The sequence below is a fragment of the Bathymodiolus thermophilus thioautotrophic gill symbiont genome, from assembly GCF_003711265.1.
Classification (GTDB): Bacteria; Pseudomonadota; Gammaproteobacteria; order PS1; family Pseudothioglobaceae; genus Thiodubiliella.
Genome location: NZ_CP024634.1, coordinates 643805 through 665424 on the forward strand (window position 1 = coordinate 643805; position 21620 = coordinate 665424).

Consider the following 21620-nt stretch of genomic DNA (forward strand, 5'->3'; position numbering starts at 1 on the left):
TATGCAAGATTTATTAAATATTTTAAAAAGTCAGAATAAAGAACAAGATTTTGACGCAATTAGAGTTGGTTTAGCCTCCCCTGAAAAAATTCGTTCTTGGTCGTATGGTGAGGTAAAAAAACCTGAAACCATTAACTACAGAACTTTTAAGCCTGAGCGTGAAGGTTTATTCTGTTCTAAGATTTTCGGACCAATGAAGGATTTTGAGTGTTTGTGTGGTAAATACAAGCGTATGAAATTTCGCAATGTTGTGTGTGAAAAATGTGGCGTTGAAGTTACTTTGTCTAAAGTGCGTAGAGAGCGTATGGGTCATATTGATTTAGCGGCACCTGTTGCACATATTTGGTATTTAAAATCATTGCCATCGCGTCTTGGATTGTTGATGGATATGACGCTAAAAGATATTGAGCGTGTTTTGTATTTTGAAGCCTTTTTGGTTACTGATCCAGGTTCAACACCGATGATACACAAGCAGTTGTTGACAGAAGAGATGTATTATGATGCCTTAGATGAATTTGGCGATGATGAATTTGAAGCAAAAATGGGTGCAGAAGCAATCCAAGATGTTTTGAAGGAAATGCAACTTGAAAAAGAAGCGGCAAATTTGCGTGAAGACAGTTTAAACACCAAAAGTCAAACCAAGCTTAAAAAGTATAACAAGCGTTTAAAATTGATTGATTCTTTGATTCAATCAGGCAATAAGCCTGAATGGATGGTGCTTAATGTGTTGCCAATTCTCCCACCTGATTTGCGTCCATTGGTGTCGTTAGATGGTGGTCGTTTTGCAACTTCTGATTTGAATGATTTGTATCGTCGTGTAATTAATCGTAACAATCGTTTAGCGCGTTTATTAGAATTAGACGCACCTGAAATTATTGTTCGTAACGAAAAAAGAATGTTGCAAGAAGCAGTTGATTCATTGATTGACAATGGTCGTCGTGGCCGTGCAGTAATGGGCAATAACCGTCGTCCACTTAAATCAATTGCCGATATGATTAAGGGTAAACAAGGTCGTTTCCGTCAAAACTTATTGGGTAAACGAGTTGACTATTCAGGTCGTTCAGTCATTGTTTGTGGTCCTTATCTTAAATTACACCAGTGCGGATTGCCAAAGAAAATGGCATTGGAATTATTCAAGCCATTCGTTTACAACCGTTTGATTTCACAAAGTTTGGCTTCAACGATTAAAGCAGCGAAAAAAATGGTTGAATCAGAAGTGCCTGAAGTTTGGGACATTTTAGAAAAAGTGGTACACCAGCATCCCGTGATGTTAAACCGTGCACCAACTTTACACCGTTTAGGTATTCAAGCATTTGAGCCGTTATTAATTGAAGGCAAGGCGATTCAATTACATCCACTTGTTTGTGGTGCATTTAATGCTGACTTTGATGGTGACCAAATGGCAGTACATGTGCCGTTATCTGAAGAAGCGCAACTTGAAGCAAGAACCTTGATGCTAGCATCTAACAATGTATTACACCTTGCAAGTGGTGAGCCGATTATTGTGCCTTCACAGGATGTTATTTTGGGCCTTTACTATATGACGCGTGATATGATCAATCAAAAAGGTGAAAATATGATTTTTGCCAGTGCAACTGAAGCACTTAATGCGTATGAGTCAGGTGCAGCTACTTTGCATGCGAAGGTTAAATTGCGTATTCAAGATTACAAGAAAGTTGACAATAAATATCAGCCTAGCGCTACGCGTATTGTTGAGACAACAGTAGGTCGTGCAATTTTCTCAAGAATTTTGCCAAAAGGATTGTCATTTGATTTAATTAACAAGGCCATTAGTAAGAAAGTGGTTTCTAACTTAATTCATGTTTGTTACCAAACGCAAGAATTAAAAGACACCGTTATTTTTGCGGACCAAATGATGTATATGGGTTTCCAATATTCAACCAAGTCAGGCATTTCATTTTGTTCAAATGATATGACAATTCCAGATAGCAAGGCCTCTATGGTTGACGAAGCGCAAGCGCAAGTCAAAGAAGTGCAAAAACAATATTCACAAGGTGTGGTAACAGATGGTGAGCGTTATAATAAGGTGATTGATATTTGGTCAAGAACTTCTGAAACCGTTGCTAAGGCAATGATGGACGAAATTGGCTTTGATGACTTTGTTAATGCCAAAGGCGAAACTGAAAAACTTCCTTCTTTTAACTCCGTTTATATGATGGCTGATTCTGGTGCTCGTGGTTCACCTGCACAGATGCGTCAGTTAGCAGGTATGCGTGGTTTGATGGCAAAACCAGATGGTTCAATTATTGAAACCCCAATTACCTCAAACTTTCGTGAAGGTTTGAATAATATGCAATACTTTATTTCAACACACGGTGCTCGTAAAGGTCTAGCAGACACAGCATTAAAAACAGCAAACTCAGGTTATTTGACGCGTCGTTTGGTTGATGTTGCACAAGACTTGGTTGTTAATAAAGAAGATTGTGGCACAGAAAATGGTTTGATAATGAAGGCAACTATTGAAGGTGGCAACATTGTACAAACATTAGGCGCCGCAGTTTTGGGTCGTGTTATGGTTGAAGATGTCATGGTGCCAGATTCGACAGAAATATTGTTACCTAAAGGTCATTTGGTCACATTAGAAGACTCAGATAGGATTAATGAGGTGGGTGTGGAATCTATCACAGCACGCTCTACTATTACTTGTGAGGCGCGTTATGGCGTATGTGCTTCTTGTTATGGTAATGATATGGCGCGTGGTCATAAGATTGGCGTTGGTGAAGCAGTTGGTGTTATTGCAGCACAATCAATTGGCGAACCTGGCACACAGTTAACAATGCGTACTTTCCACATTGGTGGCGCTGCTTCTGCATCGGCGACGGTAAGTAGTATCAATATTAATAATGATGGTGTGGTGCATTTTGAAAACCTTAAATCCATTACTAATGCAAGTGGAGATTTGGTGGTTGTTTCTCGCTCTTCTGAAGTGACTATTCGTAATATAAAAGGTCAAGAAGTTGAGCGTTACAAGATTCCTTATGGTGCGATTGCTCATGTCCAAGATGGAGGTAAAGTTAAAGCAAAAGATAAGATTGCAGATTGGGATCCTCACACGCATCCGATTATTTCTGAGCAAGCAGGTCGTGTTGTTTTTGTTGATTTTGTTGAAGGTGTAACGGTTAACAAAAACACAGACCCATTAACAGGATTAACTTTCTTCGAAATGATTAAAGAGGGTGAAAGGGTATCGGCAGCAAAAGGCTTGAAGCCAATGATTAAAATGGTTGACACAAAAGACTCTGAAGTTATGTTGTCAACACACTACTTACCATCAGAAGTTAAGATTAATTTAGAAGACGGCCAAGTGATTACCGCAGGTGAAGTTCTGGCAAAAATCTCTAAAGATCAGTCTAAAACCAGTGATATTACGGGTGGTTTGCCACGCGTTGCTGATTTGTTCGAAGCGCGTAAAGCGAAAGACCACTCTATTCTTGCAGAAGCAACAGGTGTTGTGAGTTTTGGCAATCCAACAAAATCTAAAGAGCGTTTGATTATCACTTCTGAAGAAGGTGAAGCGATAGAAATGATGATTCACAAATGGCGTCAAATTAATGTTTTTGACGGTGAAACCGTTGAAAAAGGTGATGTGATTTCTGATGGACCATCAAATCCGCACGATATTTTGCGTTTATTGGGCGTGGAAGCATTGGCAAGCTATGTGGTTAAAGAGGTACAAAATGTTTACCGCTTACAAGGTGTGAACATCTCTGATAAGCACATTGAAGTCATTGTTAAGCAAATGTTGCGCAAAGTAGAAGTGCTTGATATTGGTGATTCTAAATTTGTGAATGGCGAAACTGCTGAATATGCTCGTGTGATTGATACTAATAAGCAATTGATTGCACAGGGTAAAGACCCAGTGATTTATCAAAGATTGTTAATGGGTATTACCAAGGCATCATTGGCAACAGAATCGTTTATTTCTGCAGCATCGTTCCAAGAAACTACGCGAGTATTGACTGAGGCCTCAACCACAGGCCGTGTTGATGATTTACTAGGATTGAAAGAAAATGTTATTGTTGGTCGTTTAATTCCAGCAGGCACAGGTTTTGTCCATCATCAAGAGCGTCGTTCTAAGCGTGCAAAAAGTATTATGCAAGCATCAGAAGTAGAAGCGGCACTTTCAGCTGAGTTAAATGAAGTGGCAACGGAAACATCTACTAAAGAATAGTTGCGTTTATATGCTTAAAAGAAAAAACCGCACCAATAATTAGTGCGGTTTTTTTATGCCTAAATTGCAAGGCTGTGGTATAAAATACAATCATGAATAAAGACTCTTTTAACAAATATATAGCGGATGGATATAATCACATTCCTGTTTATCGAACCCTTGACATTGATGCAGATACAGACACTGCCTTAAATTTATATTTAAAATTAGCCAACACGCCTTACTCTTATCTTTTTGAGTCAGTTGAAGGGGGTAAAAAATGGGGTCGTTACTCTATGATTGGTTTGCATGCACAGACTGTTGTTAAAGTCTCGGATTACGATGTTCGCATTGAATGGAATGGTGAGTTGCGTGAATCAAGTCAAGTTAAGGACCCTCTGGTATGGATAGAGCAATATTTAGCAGGCTATAAAGTCCCTCAATTAGACGAATTGCCAGATTTTAACGGTGGATTGGTTGGTTACTTTGGTTATGAAATTATTCGCTATATTGAGCCAAAATTAGCCAAAATCAACAAACCAGATGAAATGAAAGTGCCTGATATTTTGTTGATGTTATCAAACGATTTGGTGGTGTTTGACAATGTGTTGAACCAAGCTTTTGTTATTACTCATATTGACCCAAACACGCAAAAATACGAAGATGCACAGGACAGATTGGATGAAATAATAACCAAAATCCAAGCGCCATTTAATCAGTCAGCGTACCAATCAAATCACCTCAATGGGCAAGATTTTGTTTCTAGTTTTGGTGAAGAAAAATACAAAGTAGCTGTTGAAAAAATACAAGAATATATTGTTGCTGGCGATGTGATGCAAGTTGTGCCATCACAACGCTTAAGCACCAAATTCAGCGCACCACCAATTGAACTTTATCGCCAGTTGCGCCGCCTTAATCCATCGCCATATATGTATTACCTTAATTTAGATGACATTTCTATTGTTGGCTCATCACCTGAAATTCTAACTCGTGTTGATAGCAATAGATGTGCCACCGTACGACCACTTGCAGGCACTCGCCCTCGTGGCAAAGATGAGGCGCAAGATTTGGCTTTAGAAAAAGATTTATTAGCAGATGCAAAAGAAATTGCCGAACACTTGATGTTAATTGACCTTGGGCGTAATGATTTAGGGCGTATTGCCAAAATAGGCAGTGTTAAAGTAACCGATAAAATGTATATTGAGCGTTATTCACATGTGATGCATATTGCATCCAATGTAGAGTGCAAACTGCAAGAGAATATGAGTGCGATTGATGTATTAAAAGCAACTTTTCCAGCAGGCACACTAAGTGGCGCACCAAAAGTCCGAGCGATGGAAATTATTAATGAAGTTGAACCAGTGAAGCGCAATATTTATTCAGGCGCCATTGGCCATCTTTCTTGGCATGGTTGCATGGATATGGCAATTGCCATTCGCACTGCAGTTATTAAAAATGAAACTCTTTATGTGCAAGCAGGGGCAGGTATTGTCCATGATTCCGACCCTCAATCTGAGTGGAATGAAACTTTACACAAGGCAAATGCAATAATAAAAGCAGCGGAAAAGGTTTAGAGTGCGCTAATATTATGCTTTAGTGATAGTGTTGCAATTGTTTTTTTTCTATGTATTATTATCGCCTAGTTGATTTATTTGAATCTACTAAATGTTCTATTTTTATATTAAAGAGGAGAAGACTATGAAGAAAAGCATTTCTATTGCGGCGGTTATAACTTTAGCGTCATTATTTATAATGCCACTAGAGGCGAACGCCAAAGAGATGACAGGTAAAGAGCTTGCTTTTGACCGTAAATTGGGTAATTGTTTGGCATGCCATTCAGTTTCAGATGGTGGACAACCGGGTAATATTGGCCCGCCACTGTTGGCAATGAAAGCCAGATTCCCAGATAAGGCTGTGTTAAGAGCACAGATTTGGGATGCAACAGCTAGAAACCCAAAATCTTTAATGCCTCCGTTTGGCAAACATAAAATGTTAACTGAAAATCAAATTGATAAAGTTACAGATTTCATTCATTCATTATAATTAAAGGAGAAAAGAAAATGAAAAGAAGATTATTTTTAAAAAGTGCAATGGCAGGATCAGCGGTTGTAACGGCAGTAGGCGCAGGCTTACTAACACCGTCAGCAGTTTTTGCTGCTTCAGCAAAATTTAAGGGCTTGTCGAATACGGCAGTATCAGGTGCAGCAAGTGCGGGCGCAGGTTCATTTAAGTTCAAAGCCCCTAAAATCGCTGAAAATGGTGCAGTTGTACCAGTAACAGTGGATGCTTCCAAGATGAATGGTGTTTCTAATATTGCTTTTTTAGTAAAAAAGAACAGCACACCATTAGCGGCTTCATTCAATTTGTCTGGCGCTGTTGGCTTTGTTTCTACTCGTATTAAAATGGGTAAAACTTCGGATGTAGATGCGATTGTTACTGCAAACGGTTCAATGACCAAAGTAACGAAAAACATCAAAGTAACCATTGGCGGCTGCGGCGGTTAACTAAATATAAAAAAGGAGAAAACATTATGTCAAAAATTAAATTAAAGCCAAAAGCTAGAAAAGGTGTTATTACTGTCAAAGCGCTTATTAAACATCCAATGGAAACTGGATTTCGTAAGAAAAAAGGTAAATTAATTCCTGCAAACCATATTGATCACATAACCATATCGCATAATGGTAAAAAGTTTGTAGATGCAGATATTGGTAGTTCTGTTTCTAAAGACCCATACTTTAAGTTTAAAGTTGCTGGTGCCAAAGGCGATACCATTGAACTTAAATATAAGGACAACTTGGGAAGCACAGGCACTATGATGAAAAAATCCAAGTAAGTTTATTTTTTATTTGAGGAGAGAATAATGAAGAAAATTATAACAACAGTAGCGGTGACAGCTTTATTGAGCTCAACCGCTGTATTTTCGGTGCAGCAATCATCAGTCGTTCAGTCTGACATTGACGCCTTCCAAGGTCACTTTAAAAAAAGGTTTCCTGAATTATCGTTAAATGACTTTTCCAAAGGTCCTTATGCGATGAGTGAAGACAAAATGTCACAGTTTGAAGCATTGATGGAGATGCCCCCATTTGAGGATCATGTAGAAAAAGGTGGGAAATTATGGAAAACAGCGTTTAAGAATGGAAAAACTTATTCCAGTTGTTTTTCTGGTGATGATGAAACCATTCGCACTCAGTATCCACGATGGGATGCAGCTAAGGGCAAGGTTGTTAGTTTGGAAAAAGCACTTTTAGATTGCCGTGTAAAAAATGGCGAGAAGAAAATTGGTTCTGGTAAAGGTAAGTTAGCTTGGATTTCGGCTTACTTAACGACCATTGCTGAAGGTCAAACCATTAATGTAATCGTACCTGAAGGTGATGAAAAGGCGTTGGCTGCTTATAACGCAGGCAAAAAGTTTTTCTATGCTAAGCGAGGACAACTCAACTTATCTTGTGCGAATTGTCATGTAGATAACCCTGGTCGGCGTATTCGTGGCAACACATTGTCGCCAGCATTAGGGCAAGTTACACACTTTCCTGTATGGCGTGGAAAATGGGCGAAGAAGAAAGGTGATGGTTTTGGCACCATTCAGCGTCGTTATGGCGGTTGCAACAAGCAAGTTCGTGCGCAACCATTTAAGCGACAAAAAGATGCGTATAGCAATCTAGAATACTTCCACACTATTATGAGTAATGGCATGGAGATTTCTGGTACCGAGTACAGAGAATAAAGGAGAATAACATGAAAAAGGTATTATTAATATTATCGTTAGCTTTTGGTTTGTCAGCTTGTGGAGGTAGTGGCTCTGGATATAAGTCTATGGCGCCTGCCACTATGGCTAAAGTCAAAGTTGAAGCACCAGTTCTTTCTTATGCAACTGCGCTGAAGGTGGCTAAATCTGAGCAGAAGAAGGCTAAAAAAGTAGGTATGGAATGGAACACGATCCGTAAACTTATGAAGTCTGCTAAGAAAAAGGCTAAAGCTGGCAATGAAAAAGCCGCCATTAAGTTGCTTGTAACAGCTGCTGAACATGGTAGGCTTGGTCAACAACAAGCTAAAGACCAAGTTAATGCAGGTCCTAATTTCTAGATTTATCTAGTTATTTAGAAAAAATACCCCTTTATTGGGGTATTTTTTCGTCTGTATTTTTTATTCGAGACTTTTGCATAGGTACTTGAATCCTTATCATAAGCATAACACTCTTTTGACCAACTTAATGAGTGTTGTGCTTATGTGAATTCAAGGGTGACTTAATAACTATTCTATTTTTTACCCCTAACCAAAGGGCAAAACTTAGTATAATGGATTGACTTTGAAAAGTTGGGGTTCAAAATAATCAGAAAACTAAGTGTGTATAACTTGTGCGTTTGGGGTGGCTTAGGTAAAAGGTATTTTGAAAAAATGGTGTCATTAGTGATTCTTCTAACCTCTTTTTTTAGTAGAGAAAGAACGGTTATAAACTGTTCCCTACGGACTATTGCGTCTTTTTTTTTTGCTTATGCAACGCTCTCTTTTTAGCGTGCACCCAAAATAGAGTCTAAAATAAAAAAAAATTTACTTTCTATGTAAAAACTATTATATAATATGCACGGGATTTATCTGCATAATCATAATTATAATCATAATTAATTATGCAGATAAACCTTAATTAAGTTTTTTACTAATTTTTTAAAGAAAGTTTTATCTGAATTAAACCCTAATAAAAGCAAAGGAAAGAAAGTATGCAAGCAAAAACACAGAAACAAGTTATGGCGTTACAAAATAAAGCTCAAAAAGTCGTTAATAAACTTAACGAAGAGGTTGTTGCCATTGCTGAGGGTGTCCAGCACATCCAAACTCAAGCAGGTGTAGCGTATCAATTAAACATTAAAGATTTTAACACTAAAAAGTTAAACTTAATTGCCAAAAAAATCGGCGATGATTTGGAAGTGACACTAAAAGAAGGTGTTATTATCTTTGATAACTATTTTAATATTTGCGCCACTGATTTATCTTGCTTGGTTTCTTTGCCCACCAAAGACGGTGGACTTTACCATATTGTTGCCGATGCTTTCTTTACTTTAGAAGACGACACCCAAGTGGTGTATTTTTATGGCGAACAATCTATTGTTTCCACAGAATCTAGTGCCGTAAGCACAGATAACAACCAAAGCTTTTTTGATGTTGTTACTTCCAACATAGGAATCGTAGCTGCAGTTGTGGTTGGGGCTGTTGTAGTTGCCACTAGTGGCAGCGACAAGAATGGTAATGACGATGATGCACCACTAACATTTACCCTTGCAGATGCAGGCGACTTTACCGACAGTGCTATGGTTATTGTCGATAACTTGAAAGAAGGAGTAACTTGGCAGTATTCTGTTGATGGTGGCGCTAGTTTCACTGATGGTGCAGGTAGTAGTTTTGTGCTGAACGAAGGCGCTTATGCCGAGAATGCCATTCAGATTAAACAAACCGATGCAGCCGGCAATACCTTAGCCGTCATTAAGAATACTTCCCCTGTTGTTGTAGACACCACAAATCCTTTATTTACCAGCGCAACTATAGTTGATGTTAAAACAAACACCGAGGCATCGGAAACGATATATGAGGCAACAGCAATAGACAATAATGCAGTTACTTACACCTTAGAAGATGGCAATCAAAAAGACAAATTTACGATTAGTAAGGAGGGGGAACTAAGATACAAGCAAAAACAAACGACAGTACATAATGACGACAAAGTTACCATTATTGCCACTGATGCTGCAGGCAATGAAACAAAGCAACTTGTTACTGTGTCGGTGAAAGATTTTGTTTTATCTACCTCAGTTGTTTGGAATAATATTGGTGATGATAATAATATCAATATTGCGGAATTGGCAATGGCTACTTTGAGTGGTACAGTTACTTCCACTGATAGCACATTTACTGACTTAAATATTGCCAGCATTGTTTTCAAACAAAATAATGCTGTTGTTCACACGATTAACACCGCTCTTCCTGTTATTAATAACAACACTTGGGCTTTAAACCACGACAACGCTTGGGCTTCAAAACTTGTCGATGGCAATTGCACTGTTGTTGTGAATCTTTCTGCTAATAGTGGCGGTATCACAGGTCAGGGGGAGGCGGTAGTAGTAATTGATATAGTCGCTCCAGTAACACCCGTATTGAACTTAAATGATGGCATTACCAAAAATAGCACAATGACTGTTGGTGGTTTAGAGGCAGGTGCAACTTGGCAGTATTCTATTGATGGTGGCACTAACTTTACCAGTGGCACAGGCAGTAGTTTTATACTAAATGAAGGTACTTATGCTGAAAATACCATTCAGATCAAACAAACTGATGTAGCTGGCAACACTTCAAGCGTTTTTAAAAATATGTCATCTGTTGTTGTGGACACCACAAATCCTTTATTTACCAGCGCAACTATAGTTAATGTTGAAATAAACACCGAAGCATCGGAAATGATATATGAAGCAACAGCAACAGACAATAATGCAGTTACTTACACCTTAGAAGATGGCAATCAAAAAGACAAATTTACGATTAGCAAGGAGGGTGAACTAAGATACAAGCAAAAACAAACGATAGCACATAATGACGACAAAGTTACCATTATTGCCACTGATGCTGCAGGCAATGAAACAAAGCAACTCGTTATTGTGTCGGTGAAAGAGATTGCTTTACTCACCACAGTTATTTGGAATGGCATTAGTGATGATAGTATTATTAATATTGCGGAATTGGCAGTAACCACTTTAAGTGGTACAGTTACTGGCTTAAGTAATGCCAGTAATGTCAGTATTACCAGTATTATCTTTAAACAAGAAGGTGTTGATGCTACTTATACGCTTGACTCCAGCCTTCTTCCGAGTATTAATAGCGATAACACTTGGACTTTAGTCAACGACAATACCTGGACTTCACAACTTAGTGACGGTAATAATTACATAGTTACCGTCAACCTTTCTGACAATAATGGCAGTGATAGCAATATTTTATTAGGTCAGGGAAAAGCAACAGCAGTAACGATTAACAAAATTGTTCCAGCAACGCCAACACTTAATTTTACAGATACTGGTTCAGTGAATGACGATGGTATTACCAACAATGGCATAATTACTGTTGGTGATTTAGAGTCAGGTGCAACTTGGCAGTATTCTATTAATGGTGGCGTTAACTTTACTAATGGTACAGGTAATAGTTTTACGCTAATTGAAGGCACTTATGCTGTCAATGCCATTCGGATTAAGCAAATTAATGCAATTGGTAATGTTTCAATCGTAATGACAAACGATTTAACTATTGTTGTGGACGCCACCCCTCCAGCAATGCCAACATTTAACTTTATAGATACAGGTTTATCGCACGAAGATCGCATTACCAACAATGGTACAATGACTGTTGGCGGTTTAGTGGTAGATGCAACTTGGCAGTATTCTATTGATGGTGGCACTAATTTTACTAGTGGCACAGGCAGTAGTTTTACGCTGACTGAGGGTACTTATGCTGAGAATAGCATTCAGATTAAACAATTTGATGTGGCTGGTAATGCCTCAAGCGTCTTTAAGAATACTTCGCCTATTGTCGTGGACACTACCCCTCCAGTAGCGCCAGGGTTAACTTTTGTAGATACAGGTTCATCAAGTATTGATGGCATTACCAGTAATGGCACGATTACTGTTAGTGGCTTGGTAACAGATGCAACTTGGCAGTATTCTATCAATGGTGGCACTAGCTTTACTAGTGGCACAGGCAGTAGTTTTACGCTGCCTGAGGGCACTTATGCTAGGACTATTATTCAGATTAAACAATCTGATGTGGCTGGCAATACCTCAAGCGTCTTTAAGAGTGATTCACCTATTGTTGTAGACACTACCTCTCTGGCAGCACCGGTGTTGACTTTTATAGATGCAGGTTTAACAAATACAGATCATATTACCAACAATGGCATGGTGCTTGTTGGCGGTTTGGTAACAGGTGCAACTTGGCAGTATTCTATTAATGGTGGCACTAACTTTACTGATGGCAAAGATGACAGTTTTGTTCTGGCTGGAGGCACTTATAGTACTGATGCCATTCAGGTTAAGCAAACTGATGTAGCGGGCAATTCTTCAAGCGTCGTTAAAAATACTTTCTCTATTGTTGTGGACACTACAGACCCAATATTTGTTCCACAACCTACTACAGCCAGTATCCTTGTTAACAGCCCTGTTGCAACTACTGTTTATAGCGCTCAAGCAAGCAACCTTAGTGGTGGTGATGTAAATTATGGTATAACTTATAGTATAAAAAATGCGGACACCAGTAAATTTACAATTACTACTAATACTGGCATAGTCACTTACAAAACAATGCAAACGACAGTGCATGACAATGACACAGTTACCATTATTGCCACTGATGTTGCAGGCAACACAGCAGAGCGAGTCGTTGCTGTATCGGTGAGACCTCCTGCTGCACAAGGATTTACTATTAATGGTGAAAAAGCTGGTGATTTGAGTGGATACTCAGTCTCATCAGCAGGTGATGTCAACGGCGATGGTTTGGACGATTTGATTATTGGTGCTAAGGATGCAAGCGCTGCTGCTAATAAAGTCAAATCAGGTAAATTTTATGTTGTATTTGGAAATGTTAGTCATGAAGCTATTAATTTATCAGACATAGCCTTAGGCACAGGTGGCTTTGCTATTGGTGGAGAGCATGTTGATGATTACATTGGTCATTCAGTATCCTCAGCAGGTGATGTAAACGGCGATGGATTTGACGATTTGATTGTTGGTTCGTTCGGAGTAGATGCGTATGGGCGCAGATCTAATGTCGGTAAATCTTATGTTATATTTGGAGCAACTAAGGTAGTATATGATGAAACAACATCTTACATTAATGTATTAGGCTTTGCAATCTATGGTTACGATCTTGAAGAGGGTGATCAAAGTGGATACTCAGTATCCTCAGCAGGTGATGTCAACGGCGATGGCTTTGACGATTTGATTATTGGGGCACCTTATGCAAACCCTGATGGTAAGAACAATGCGGGAGCATCTTATGTTGTGTTTGGAAAGAATAATGCAACTACAATTTATTTAAAACCCAGCTCCTCAATTTTAGGTGGATTTGTTATTAAGGGTGAGAATGCAGGTGACTACAGTGGATACTCAGTATCCTCAGCAGGTGATGTCAACGGCGATGGCTTGGATGATATGATTATTGGTGCCTATCATAACGGCGCTGGTAAATCTTATGTTGTATTTGGTAAAGCAAATAGTAATTTGGTTAATTTATCAGACATAGTCTCAGGCACAGGTGGGTTTGTTATTAATGGTGAGTTTTCAAGTAGCTGGAGTGGATTCTCAGTATCCTCAGCAGGTGATGTGAATGGCGATGGGTTGGACGATTTGATTATTGGTGCCTATAGGACATATGGTGGATATTATGATGTTGGTAAATCTTATGTTGTATTTGGTAAAACAGACAAAACTGCCATTAATTTATCAGACATATCCTCAGGTACAGGTGGTTTTGCTATTAAGGGTGATAATGGGGTTGCTTGGGATAAAAGTGGATACTCAGTATCCTCAGCAGGTGATGTGAATGGCGATGGTTTGGATGATTTAATTATTGGTGCCCCAGGGGCAAGTCTTACTGAGAGTCATAATATTCTTCCGGAAGGAGGGCTTGATGCTCATAGAGATGAAGGCAAATCTTATATTGTATTTGGCAAAACAGACGGAACTGTCGTTAATTTAACAGAAATATCTTTAGGCAGAGGTGGTTTTGTTATTAATGGAGCGAATCACGGCGATCAAAGTGGATCCTCAGTAGCCGCAGCAGGTGATGTGAATGGTGATGGCTTGGATGATTTGATTGTTGGCGCTTATACGGCAAGCTCCAATGGTAAATACAAATCAGGTAAATCTTTCGTCGTGTTTGGTAAAGCCGACACAGGAGCTATTGGTTTAGCAGATATTAATGCTACCAAAGGCGCTATTGCCCATACAGTTGATTTTCTAGGTGACGATAATAATGACACACTAACAGGTGCCGCTGCTGATGAGTTGTTTGTTGCTGGTTTAGGTAATGATGTTTTAACGGGTAACGGCGGTACCGATGTTTTTAATGCAGGCAAGGGCGACGACATTATTATTATTAATGCGGACAACCTTGCTAAACTCTCCAGTAAGGTGCTTAGTAGTCATTTACTCGCTCGTGTTGATGGTGGCGGCAATATTGATACGCTAAAATTAGCAGGCACTGACCTAACCTTAGATCTTACGCAAATAGACAATGGCCGCATTCAAGACATTGAAATCATTGATTTAACAGGTTCAGGTAACAATACTTTGAAACTTAATCTTAATGACTTATTGGATATTTCCAGCTCAACCAATGTTCTTAAAGTTATGGGTGATGCGGGTGATAAAGTTGATATAGAACTTAGTAGCAATGCTTTTATTCAAGGTTCTGCAGAAACAAAGGATGGCATTACTTATGATATTTATAGCAATGCTAACGCCTCCACTGCAAAATTGTGGATAGATCAAGATTTAGCGGTGGTTTAACTGTTCTTTGTTTGTCTCAGCCAAAGGGCAAAACTTAGCGTAATTGCCTTTGAAAAGTTGCTGTTCAAAGTAATCAGAAAATTAAGTATGTTTAATTTTTGCGTTTGCTGGCTTAGGTAAAGGGCATTTTGAAAACTGGTGTCACTGGTGATTCCTCTAACATCTTTTCTTGGTAGAGAAGGAATGGTTATAAACCGCTCCCTGCGGATTGTTGCGTCTTTTTTTAACAAAAAACGCAAAAATTAGAGATGAAAAGTAATAATATGGGTGTTTTTTCGGATAAAAAAATTGGATTTTTTTTGCAGATTTTTTGATTTTCTTAGAAAAATAGAGGTTCTGAAATCCTGAGGTTTTGGTGGTTTTTTTTGGCTTATACAACGCTCTCTTTTTAGCGTGCACCCAAAATAGAGTCTAAAATAAAAAAAATTTACTTTCTATGTAAAAACTATTATATAATATGCACGGGATTTATCTGCATAATCATAATTATAATCATAATTAATTATGCAGATAAACCTTAATTAAGTTTTTTACTAATTTTTTAAAGAAAGTTTTATCTGAATTAAACCCTAATAAAAGCAAAGGAAAGAAAGTATGCAAGCAAAAACACAGAAACAAGTTATGGCGTTACAAAATAAAGCTCAAAAAGTCGTTAATAAACTTAACGAAGAGGTTGTTGCCATTGCTGAGGGTGTCCAGCACATCCAAACTCAAGCAGGTGTAGCGTATCAATTAAACATTAAAGATTTTAACACTAAAAAGTTAAACTTAATTGCCAAAAAAATCGGCGATGATTTGGAAGTGACACTAAAAGAAGGTGTTATTATCTTTGATAACTATTTTAATATTTGCGCCACTGATTTATCTTGCTTGGTTTCTTTGCCCACCAAAGACGGTGGACTTTACCATATTGTTGCCGATGCTTTCTTTACTTTAGAAGACGACACCCAAGTGGTGTATTTTTATGGCGAACAATCTATTGTTTCCACAGAATCTAGTGCCGTAAGCACAGATAACAACCAAAGCTTTTTTGATGTTGTTACTTCCAACATAGGAATCGTAGCTGCAGTTGTGGTTGGGGCTGTTGTAGTTGCCACTAGTGGCAGCGACAAGAATGGTAATGACGATGATGCACCACTAACATTTACCCTTGCAGATGCAGGCGACTTTACCGACAGTGCTATGGTTATTGTCGATAACTTGAAAGAAGGAGTAACTTGGCAGTATTCTGTTGATGGTGGCGCTAGTTTCACTGATGGTGCAGGTAGTAGTTTTGTGCTGAACGAAGGCGCTTATGCCGAGAATGCCATTCAGATTAAACAAACCGATGCAGCCGGCAATACCTTAGCCGTCATTAAGAATACTTCCCCTGTTGTTGTAGACACCACAAATCCTTTATTTACCAGCGCAACTATAGTTGATGTTAAAACAAACACCGAGGCATCGGAAACGATATATGAGGCAACAGCAATAGACAATAATGCAGTTACTTACACCTTAGAAGATGGCAATCAAAAAGACAAATTTACGATTAGTAAGGAGGGGGAACTAAGATACAAGCAAAAACAAACGACAGTACATAATGACGACAAAGTTACCATTATTGCCACTGATGCTGCAGGCAATGAAACAAAGCAACTTGTTACTGTGTCGGTGAAAGATTTTGTTTTATCTACCTCAGTTGTTTGGAATAATATTGGTGATGATAATAATATCAATATTGCGGAATTGGCAATGGCTACTTTGAGTGGTACAGTTACTTCCACTGATAGCACATTTACTGACTTAAATATTGCCAGCATTGTTTTCAAACAAAATAATGCTGTTGTTCACACGATTGACACCGCTCTTCCTGTTATTAATAACAACACTTGGACTTTAAACCACGACAACGCTTGGGCTTCAAAACTTGTCGATGGCAATTGCACTGTTGTTGTTAATCTTTCTGCTAATAGTGGCGGTATCACAGGTCAGGGGGAGGCGGTAGTAGTAATTGATATAGTCGCAGTAACACCCGTATTGAACTTTACAGATACAGGTTCATCAAATGATGGTGTTACCAAAAATGGCACAATGACTGTTGGTGATTTAGAGGCAGGTGCAACTTGGCAGTATTCTATTGATGGCGGTGTTAACTTTACCAGTGGTACAGGCAGTAGTTTTATACTAAATGAAGGTACTTATGCTGAAAATACTATTCAGATCAAACAAACTGATGTAGCTGGCAACACTTCAAGCGTTTTTAAAAATATGTCATCTGTTGTTGTGGACGCCACAAATCCTTTATTTACCAGCGCAACTATAGTTAATGTTGAAATAAACACCGAAGCATCGGAAATGATATATGGAGCAACAGCAACAGACAATAATGCAGTTACTTACACCTTAGAAGATGGCAATCAAAAAGACAAATTTACGATTAGCAAGGAGGGTGAATTAAGATACAAGCAAAAACAAACGATAGCACATAATGACGACAAAGTTACCATTATTGCCACTGATGCTGCAGGCAATAAAACAAAGCAACTCGTTACTGTGTCGGTGAAAGAGATTGCTTTACTCACCACAGTTATTTGGAATGGCATTAGTGATGATGGTATTATTAATATTGCGGAATTGGCAGTAACCACTTTAAGTGGTGCAGTTACTGGCTTAAGTAATGCCGGTAATGTCAGTATTACCAGTATTATCTTTAAACAAGAAGGTGCTGATGTCGCTTATACGCTTGACTCCAGCCTTCTTCCGAGTATTAATAGCGATAACACTTGGACTTTAGTCAACAACAACACCTGGACTTCACAACTTAATGACGGTAATAATTACATAGTTACCGTCAACCTTTCTGACAATAATGGCAGTGATAGCAATATTTTATTAGGTCAGGGAAAAGCAACAGCAGTAACGATTAACAAAATTGTTCCAGCAACGCCAACACTTAATTTTACAGATACTGGTTCAGTGAATGACGATGGTATTACCAACAATGGCATAATTACTGTTGGTGATTTAGAGTCAGATACAACTTGGCAGTATTCTATTAATGGTGGCGTTAACTTTACTAATGGTACAGGTAATAGTTTTACGCTAATTGAAGGCACTTATGCTGTCAATGCCATTCGGATTAAGCAAATTAATGCAATTGGTAATGTTTCAATCGTAATGACAAACGATTTAACTATTGTTGTGGACGCCACCCCTCCAGCAATGCCAACATTTAACTTTATAGATACAGGTTTATCGCACGAAGATCGTATTACCAACAATGGTACAATGACTGTTGGTGGTTTAGTGGTAGATGCAACTTGGCAGTATTCTATTGATGGTGGCACTAATTTTACTAGTGGCACAGGCAGTAGTTTTACGCTGACTGAGGGTACTTATGCTGAGAATAGCATTCAGATTAAACAATTTGATGTGGCTGGTAATGCCTCAAGCGTCTTTAAGAATACTTCGCCTATTGTCGTGGACACTACCCCTCCAGTAGCGCCAGGGTTAACTTTTGTAGATACAGGTTCATCAAGTATTGATGGCATTACCAGTAATGGCACGATTACTGTTAGTGGCTTGGTAACAGATGCAACTTGGCAGTATTCTATTGATGGTGGCACTAATTTTACTAGTGGCACAGGCAGTAGTTTTACGCTGACTGAGGGTATTTATGCTGAGAATAGCATTCAGATTAAACAATTTGATGTGGCTGGCAATACCTCAAGCGTCTTTAAGAATGATTCACCTATTGTTATAGACACTACCTCTCTGGCAGCACCGGTGTTGACTTTTATAGATGCAGGTTTAACAAATACAGATCATATTACCAACAATGGCATAGTGATTGTTGGCGGTTTAGTAACAGGTGCAACTTGGCAGTATTCTATTAATGGTGGCACTAGCTTTACTGATGGCAAAGATGACAGTTTTGTTCTGGCTGGAGGCACTTATAGTACTGATGCCATTCAGGTTAAGCAAACTGATGTAGCGGGCAATTCTTCAAGCGTCGTTAAAAATACTTTCTCTATTGTTGTGGACACTACAGACCCAATATTTGCTCCACAACCTACTACAGTCAGTATCCTTGTTAACAGCCCTGTTGCAACTACTGTTTATAGCGCTCAAGCAAGCAACCTTAGTGATGGTGATGTAAATTATGGTATAACTTATAGTATAAAAAATGCGGACACCAGTAAATTTACAATTACTACTAATACTGGCATAGTCACTTACAAAACAATGCAAACGACAGTGCATGGCAATGACACAGTTACCATTATTGCCACTGATGTTGCAGGCAACACAGCAGAGCGAGTCGTTGCTGTATCGGTGAGACCTCTTGCTATACAAGGATTTACTATTCATGGTGAAAATACTGATGATTTGAGTGGATACTCAGTCTCATCAGCAGGTGATGTCAACGGCGATGGTTTGGACGATTTGATTATTGGTGCTAAGGATGCAAGCGCTGCTGCTAATAAAGTCAAATCAGGTAAATTTTATGTTGTATTTGGAAGTGTTGGTCAAGCAGCTGTTAATTTATCAGACATAGCCTTAGGCACAGGTGGCTTTGCTATTAATGGAGAGCATGCTGATGATTCCATTGGTTATTCAGTATCCTCAGCAGGTGATGTAAACGGCGATGGCTTTGACGATTTGATTGTTGGTGCGGTCGGAGTAGATGGGCGCAGATCTGATGTCGGTAAATCTTATGTTATATTTGGAGGAAATAAGGTAACGGATAATGGCACAACTTCCGTTGATTTATTAGGCGGCTTTGAAATCTATGGTTACGATCTTGATGAGGGTGATGGAAGTGGACACTCAGTATCCTCAGCAGGTGATGTAAACGGCGATGGTTTGGATGATTTGATTGTTGGGGCAGCTTTTGCAAACCCTGATGGTAAGAACAATGCGGGAATGTCTTATGTTGTGTTTGGAAAGAGTGATGAATCTTCAATTTATTTAAAATCCAGTTCCCCAATTTTAGGTGGATTTGCTATTAAAGGTGAGATTCAAGGTAGCTACAGTGGAGCCTCAGTATCCTCAGCAGGTGATGTAAACGGCGATGGCTTGGATGATGTGATTATTGGTGCCCATAACGACACTGGTAAATCTTATGTTGTATTTGGTAAAGCAGATAGTAATTCGGTTGATTTATCAGACATAGCCTCAGGCACAGGTGGGTTTGTTATTAATGGTGAGCTTTCAGGTAGCCAGAGTGGATTCTCAGTATCCTCAGCAGGTGATGTGAATGGCGATGGGTTGGACGATTTGATTATTGGTGCCTATAAGGCATATGGTGGATATTATCATGTTGGTAAATCTTATGTTGTATTTGGTAAAACAGACAAAACTGCCATTAATTTATCAGACATATCCTCAGGTACAGGTGGTTTTGCTATTAAGGGTGATAATGGGGTTGCTTGGGATAAAAGTGGATACTCAGTATCCTCAGCAGGTGATGTGAATGGCGACGGTTTGGATGATTTAATTATTGGTGCCCCAGGGGCAAGTCTTACTGAGAGTAAGAGGATTGTTAACGGAAGAAGTGATATGCATAGAGATGAAGGCAAATCTTATATTGTATTTGGCAAAACAGACGGAACTGTCGTTAATTTAATAAACATATCTTTAGGCAGAGGTGGTTTTGTTATTAATGGAAAGAATCACGGCGATCAAAGCGGATTCTCAGTAGCCGCAGCAGGTGATGTGAATGGTGATGGCTTGGATGATTTGATTATTGGCGCTTATACGGCAAGCTCCAATGGTAAATCCAATGCAGGTGAATCTTTCGTCGTGTTTGGTAAAACCGACACAAAAGCTATTGGTTTAGTAGATATTAGTAATACCTCAGGTGTTACTGCCCATACAGTTGATTTTCTAGGTGACGATAATAATGACACACTAACAGGTACCGTTGCCGATGAGTTGTTTGTTACTGGTTTAGGTAATGATGTTTTAACGGGTAACGGCGGTACCGATGTTTTTAATGCAGGCAAGGGCGACGACATTATTATTATTAATGCGGACAACCTTGCTAAACTCTCCAGTAAGGTGCTTAGTAGTCATTTACTCGCTCGTGTTGATGGTGGCGGCAATATCGATACGCTAAAATTAGCAGGCACTGACCTAACCTTAGATCTTACGCAAATAGACAATGGCCGCATTCAAGACATTGAAATCATTGATTTAACAGGTTCAGGTAACAATACTTTGAAACTTAATCTTAATGACTTATTGGATATTTCCAGCTCAACCAATGTTCTTAAAGTTATGGGTGATGCGGGTGATAAAGTTGATATAGAACTTAGTAGCAATGCTTTTATTCAAGGTTCTGCAGAAACAAAGGATGGCATTACTTATGATATTTATAGCAATGCTAACGCCTCCACTGCAAAATTGTGGATAGATCAAGATTTAGCGGTGGTTTAACTGTTCTTTGTTTGTCTCAGCCAAAGGGCAAAACTTAGCGTAATTGCCTTTGAAAAGTTGCTGTTCAAAGTAATCAGAAAATTAAGTATGTATAATTTTTGCGTTTGCTGGCTTAGGTAAAGGGCATTTTGAAAACTGGTCACTGGTGATTCCTCTAACATCTTTTCTTGGTAGAGAAGGAATGGTTATAAACCGCTCCCTGCGGATTGTTGCGTCTTTTTTTAACAAAAAACGCAAAAATTAGAGATGAAAAGCAATAATATGGGTGTTTTTTCGGATAAAAAAATTGGATTTTTTTTTGCAGATTTTTTGATTTTCTTAGAAAAATAGAGGTTCTGAAATCCTGAGGTTTTGTGTGGTTTTTTTTTGGCTTATACAACGCTCTCTTTTTAGCGTGCGCCCAAAATAGAGTCTAAAATAAGAACAATTTGTTTGCTATGTAAAAATTATTCTATAATATACACGGGATTTATTTACATAATCAT

At 38.7% G+C, this 21620-nt stretch carries 9 protein-coding genes; all 9 read left to right on the top strand.

All coding sequences use genetic code 11. The annotated features are described in order from the left end of the window. Window position 1: 1 nt before the first annotated feature. Window positions 2-4192 (top strand): DNA-directed RNA polymerase subunit beta', encoded by a 4191-nt coding sequence (rpoC, locus tag MS2017_RS02310; RefSeq protein ID WP_122951123.1) that lies wholly within the window; start codon window positions 2-4, stop codon window positions 4190-4192. Window positions 4193-4284: 92 nt separating this feature from the next. Continuing rightward, window positions 4285-5745 carry an anthranilate synthase component I gene (trpE, locus tag MS2017_RS02315; RefSeq protein WP_071564689.1) on the top strand — a complete coding sequence of 487 codons (1461 nt, stop codon included), beginning with the start codon at window positions 4285-4287 and terminating at the stop codon, window positions 5743-5745. 124 nt (window positions 5746-5869) lie between these two features. After that, window positions 5870-6214 carry a sulfur oxidation c-type cytochrome SoxX gene (soxX, locus tag MS2017_RS02320; RefSeq protein ID WP_071564690.1) on the top strand — a complete coding sequence of 115 codons (345 nt, stop codon included), beginning with the start codon at window positions 5870-5872 and terminating at the stop codon, window positions 6212-6214. A 17-nt stretch (window positions 6215-6231) separates the two neighbouring features. Next, window positions 6232-6675, top strand: a complete 444-nt coding sequence (gene soxY / locus MS2017_RS02325) for a thiosulfate oxidation carrier protein SoxY (RefSeq protein ID WP_071564691.1) — start codon at window positions 6232-6234, stop codon at window positions 6673-6675. A 26-nt stretch (window positions 6676-6701) separates the two neighbouring features. Next, window positions 6702-7004, top strand: coding sequence for a thiosulfate oxidation carrier complex protein SoxZ (gene soxZ / locus MS2017_RS02330; RefSeq protein WP_071564692.1), 303 nt, complete (start codon window positions 6702-6704; stop codon window positions 7002-7004). 27 nt (window positions 7005-7031) lie between these two features. Then, on the top strand, window positions 7032-7895 hold the full coding sequence (gene soxA, locus MS2017_RS02335) for a sulfur oxidation c-type cytochrome SoxA (RefSeq protein WP_122951124.1): 864 nt from the start codon (window positions 7032-7034) through the stop codon (window positions 7893-7895). An 11-nt stretch (window positions 7896-7906) separates the two neighbouring features. Further along, window positions 7907-8254 carry a putative periplasmic lipoprotein gene (locus tag MS2017_RS02340; protein ID WP_071564694.1) on the top strand — a complete coding sequence of 116 codons (348 nt, stop codon included), beginning with the start codon at window positions 7907-7909 and terminating at the stop codon, window positions 8252-8254. A 632-nt stretch (window positions 8255-8886) separates the two neighbouring features. Next, a complete protein-coding gene (locus MS2017_RS02345; RefSeq protein ID WP_122951125.1) occupies window positions 8887-14712 on the top strand; it encodes a beta strand repeat-containing protein in 5826 nt (1941 codons plus the stop codon). A gap of 594 nt (window positions 14713-15306) precedes the next feature. Next, the gene (locus MS2017_RS02355; RefSeq protein ID WP_122951127.1) at window positions 15307-21135 is read left to right on the top strand and encodes an FG-GAP repeat protein; all 5829 of its coding nucleotides are present in this window, start codon (window positions 15307-15309) and stop codon (window positions 21133-21135) included. The last annotated feature ends 485 nt before the right edge of the window (window positions 21136-21620 follow it).

Coding starts and splice junctions, on each gene's coding strand:
- rpoC (WP_122951123.1), top strand. CDS start 2: ATGCAAGATTTATTAAATATTTTAAAAAGTCAGAATAAAGAACAAGAT.
- trpE (WP_071564689.1), top strand. CDS start 4,285: ATGAATAAAGACTCTTTTAACAAATATATAGCGGATGGATATAATCAC.
- soxX (WP_071564690.1), top strand. CDS start 5,870: ATGAAGAAAAGCATTTCTATTGCGGCGGTTATAACTTTAGCGTCATTA.
- soxY (WP_071564691.1), top strand. CDS start 6,232: ATGAAAAGAAGATTATTTTTAAAAAGTGCAATGGCAGGATCAGCGGTT.
- soxZ (WP_071564692.1), top strand. CDS start 6,702: ATGTCAAAAATTAAATTAAAGCCAAAAGCTAGAAAAGGTGTTATTACT.
- soxA (WP_122951124.1), top strand. CDS start 7,032: ATGAAGAAAATTATAACAACAGTAGCGGTGACAGCTTTATTGAGCTCA.
- MS2017_RS02340 (WP_071564694.1), top strand. CDS start 7,907: ATGAAAAAGGTATTATTAATATTATCGTTAGCTTTTGGTTTGTCAGCT.
- MS2017_RS02345 (WP_122951125.1), top strand. CDS start 8,887: ATGCAAGCAAAAACACAGAAACAAGTTATGGCGTTACAAAATAAAGCT.
- MS2017_RS02355 (WP_122951127.1), top strand. CDS start 15,307: ATGCAAGCAAAAACACAGAAACAAGTTATGGCGTTACAAAATAAAGCT.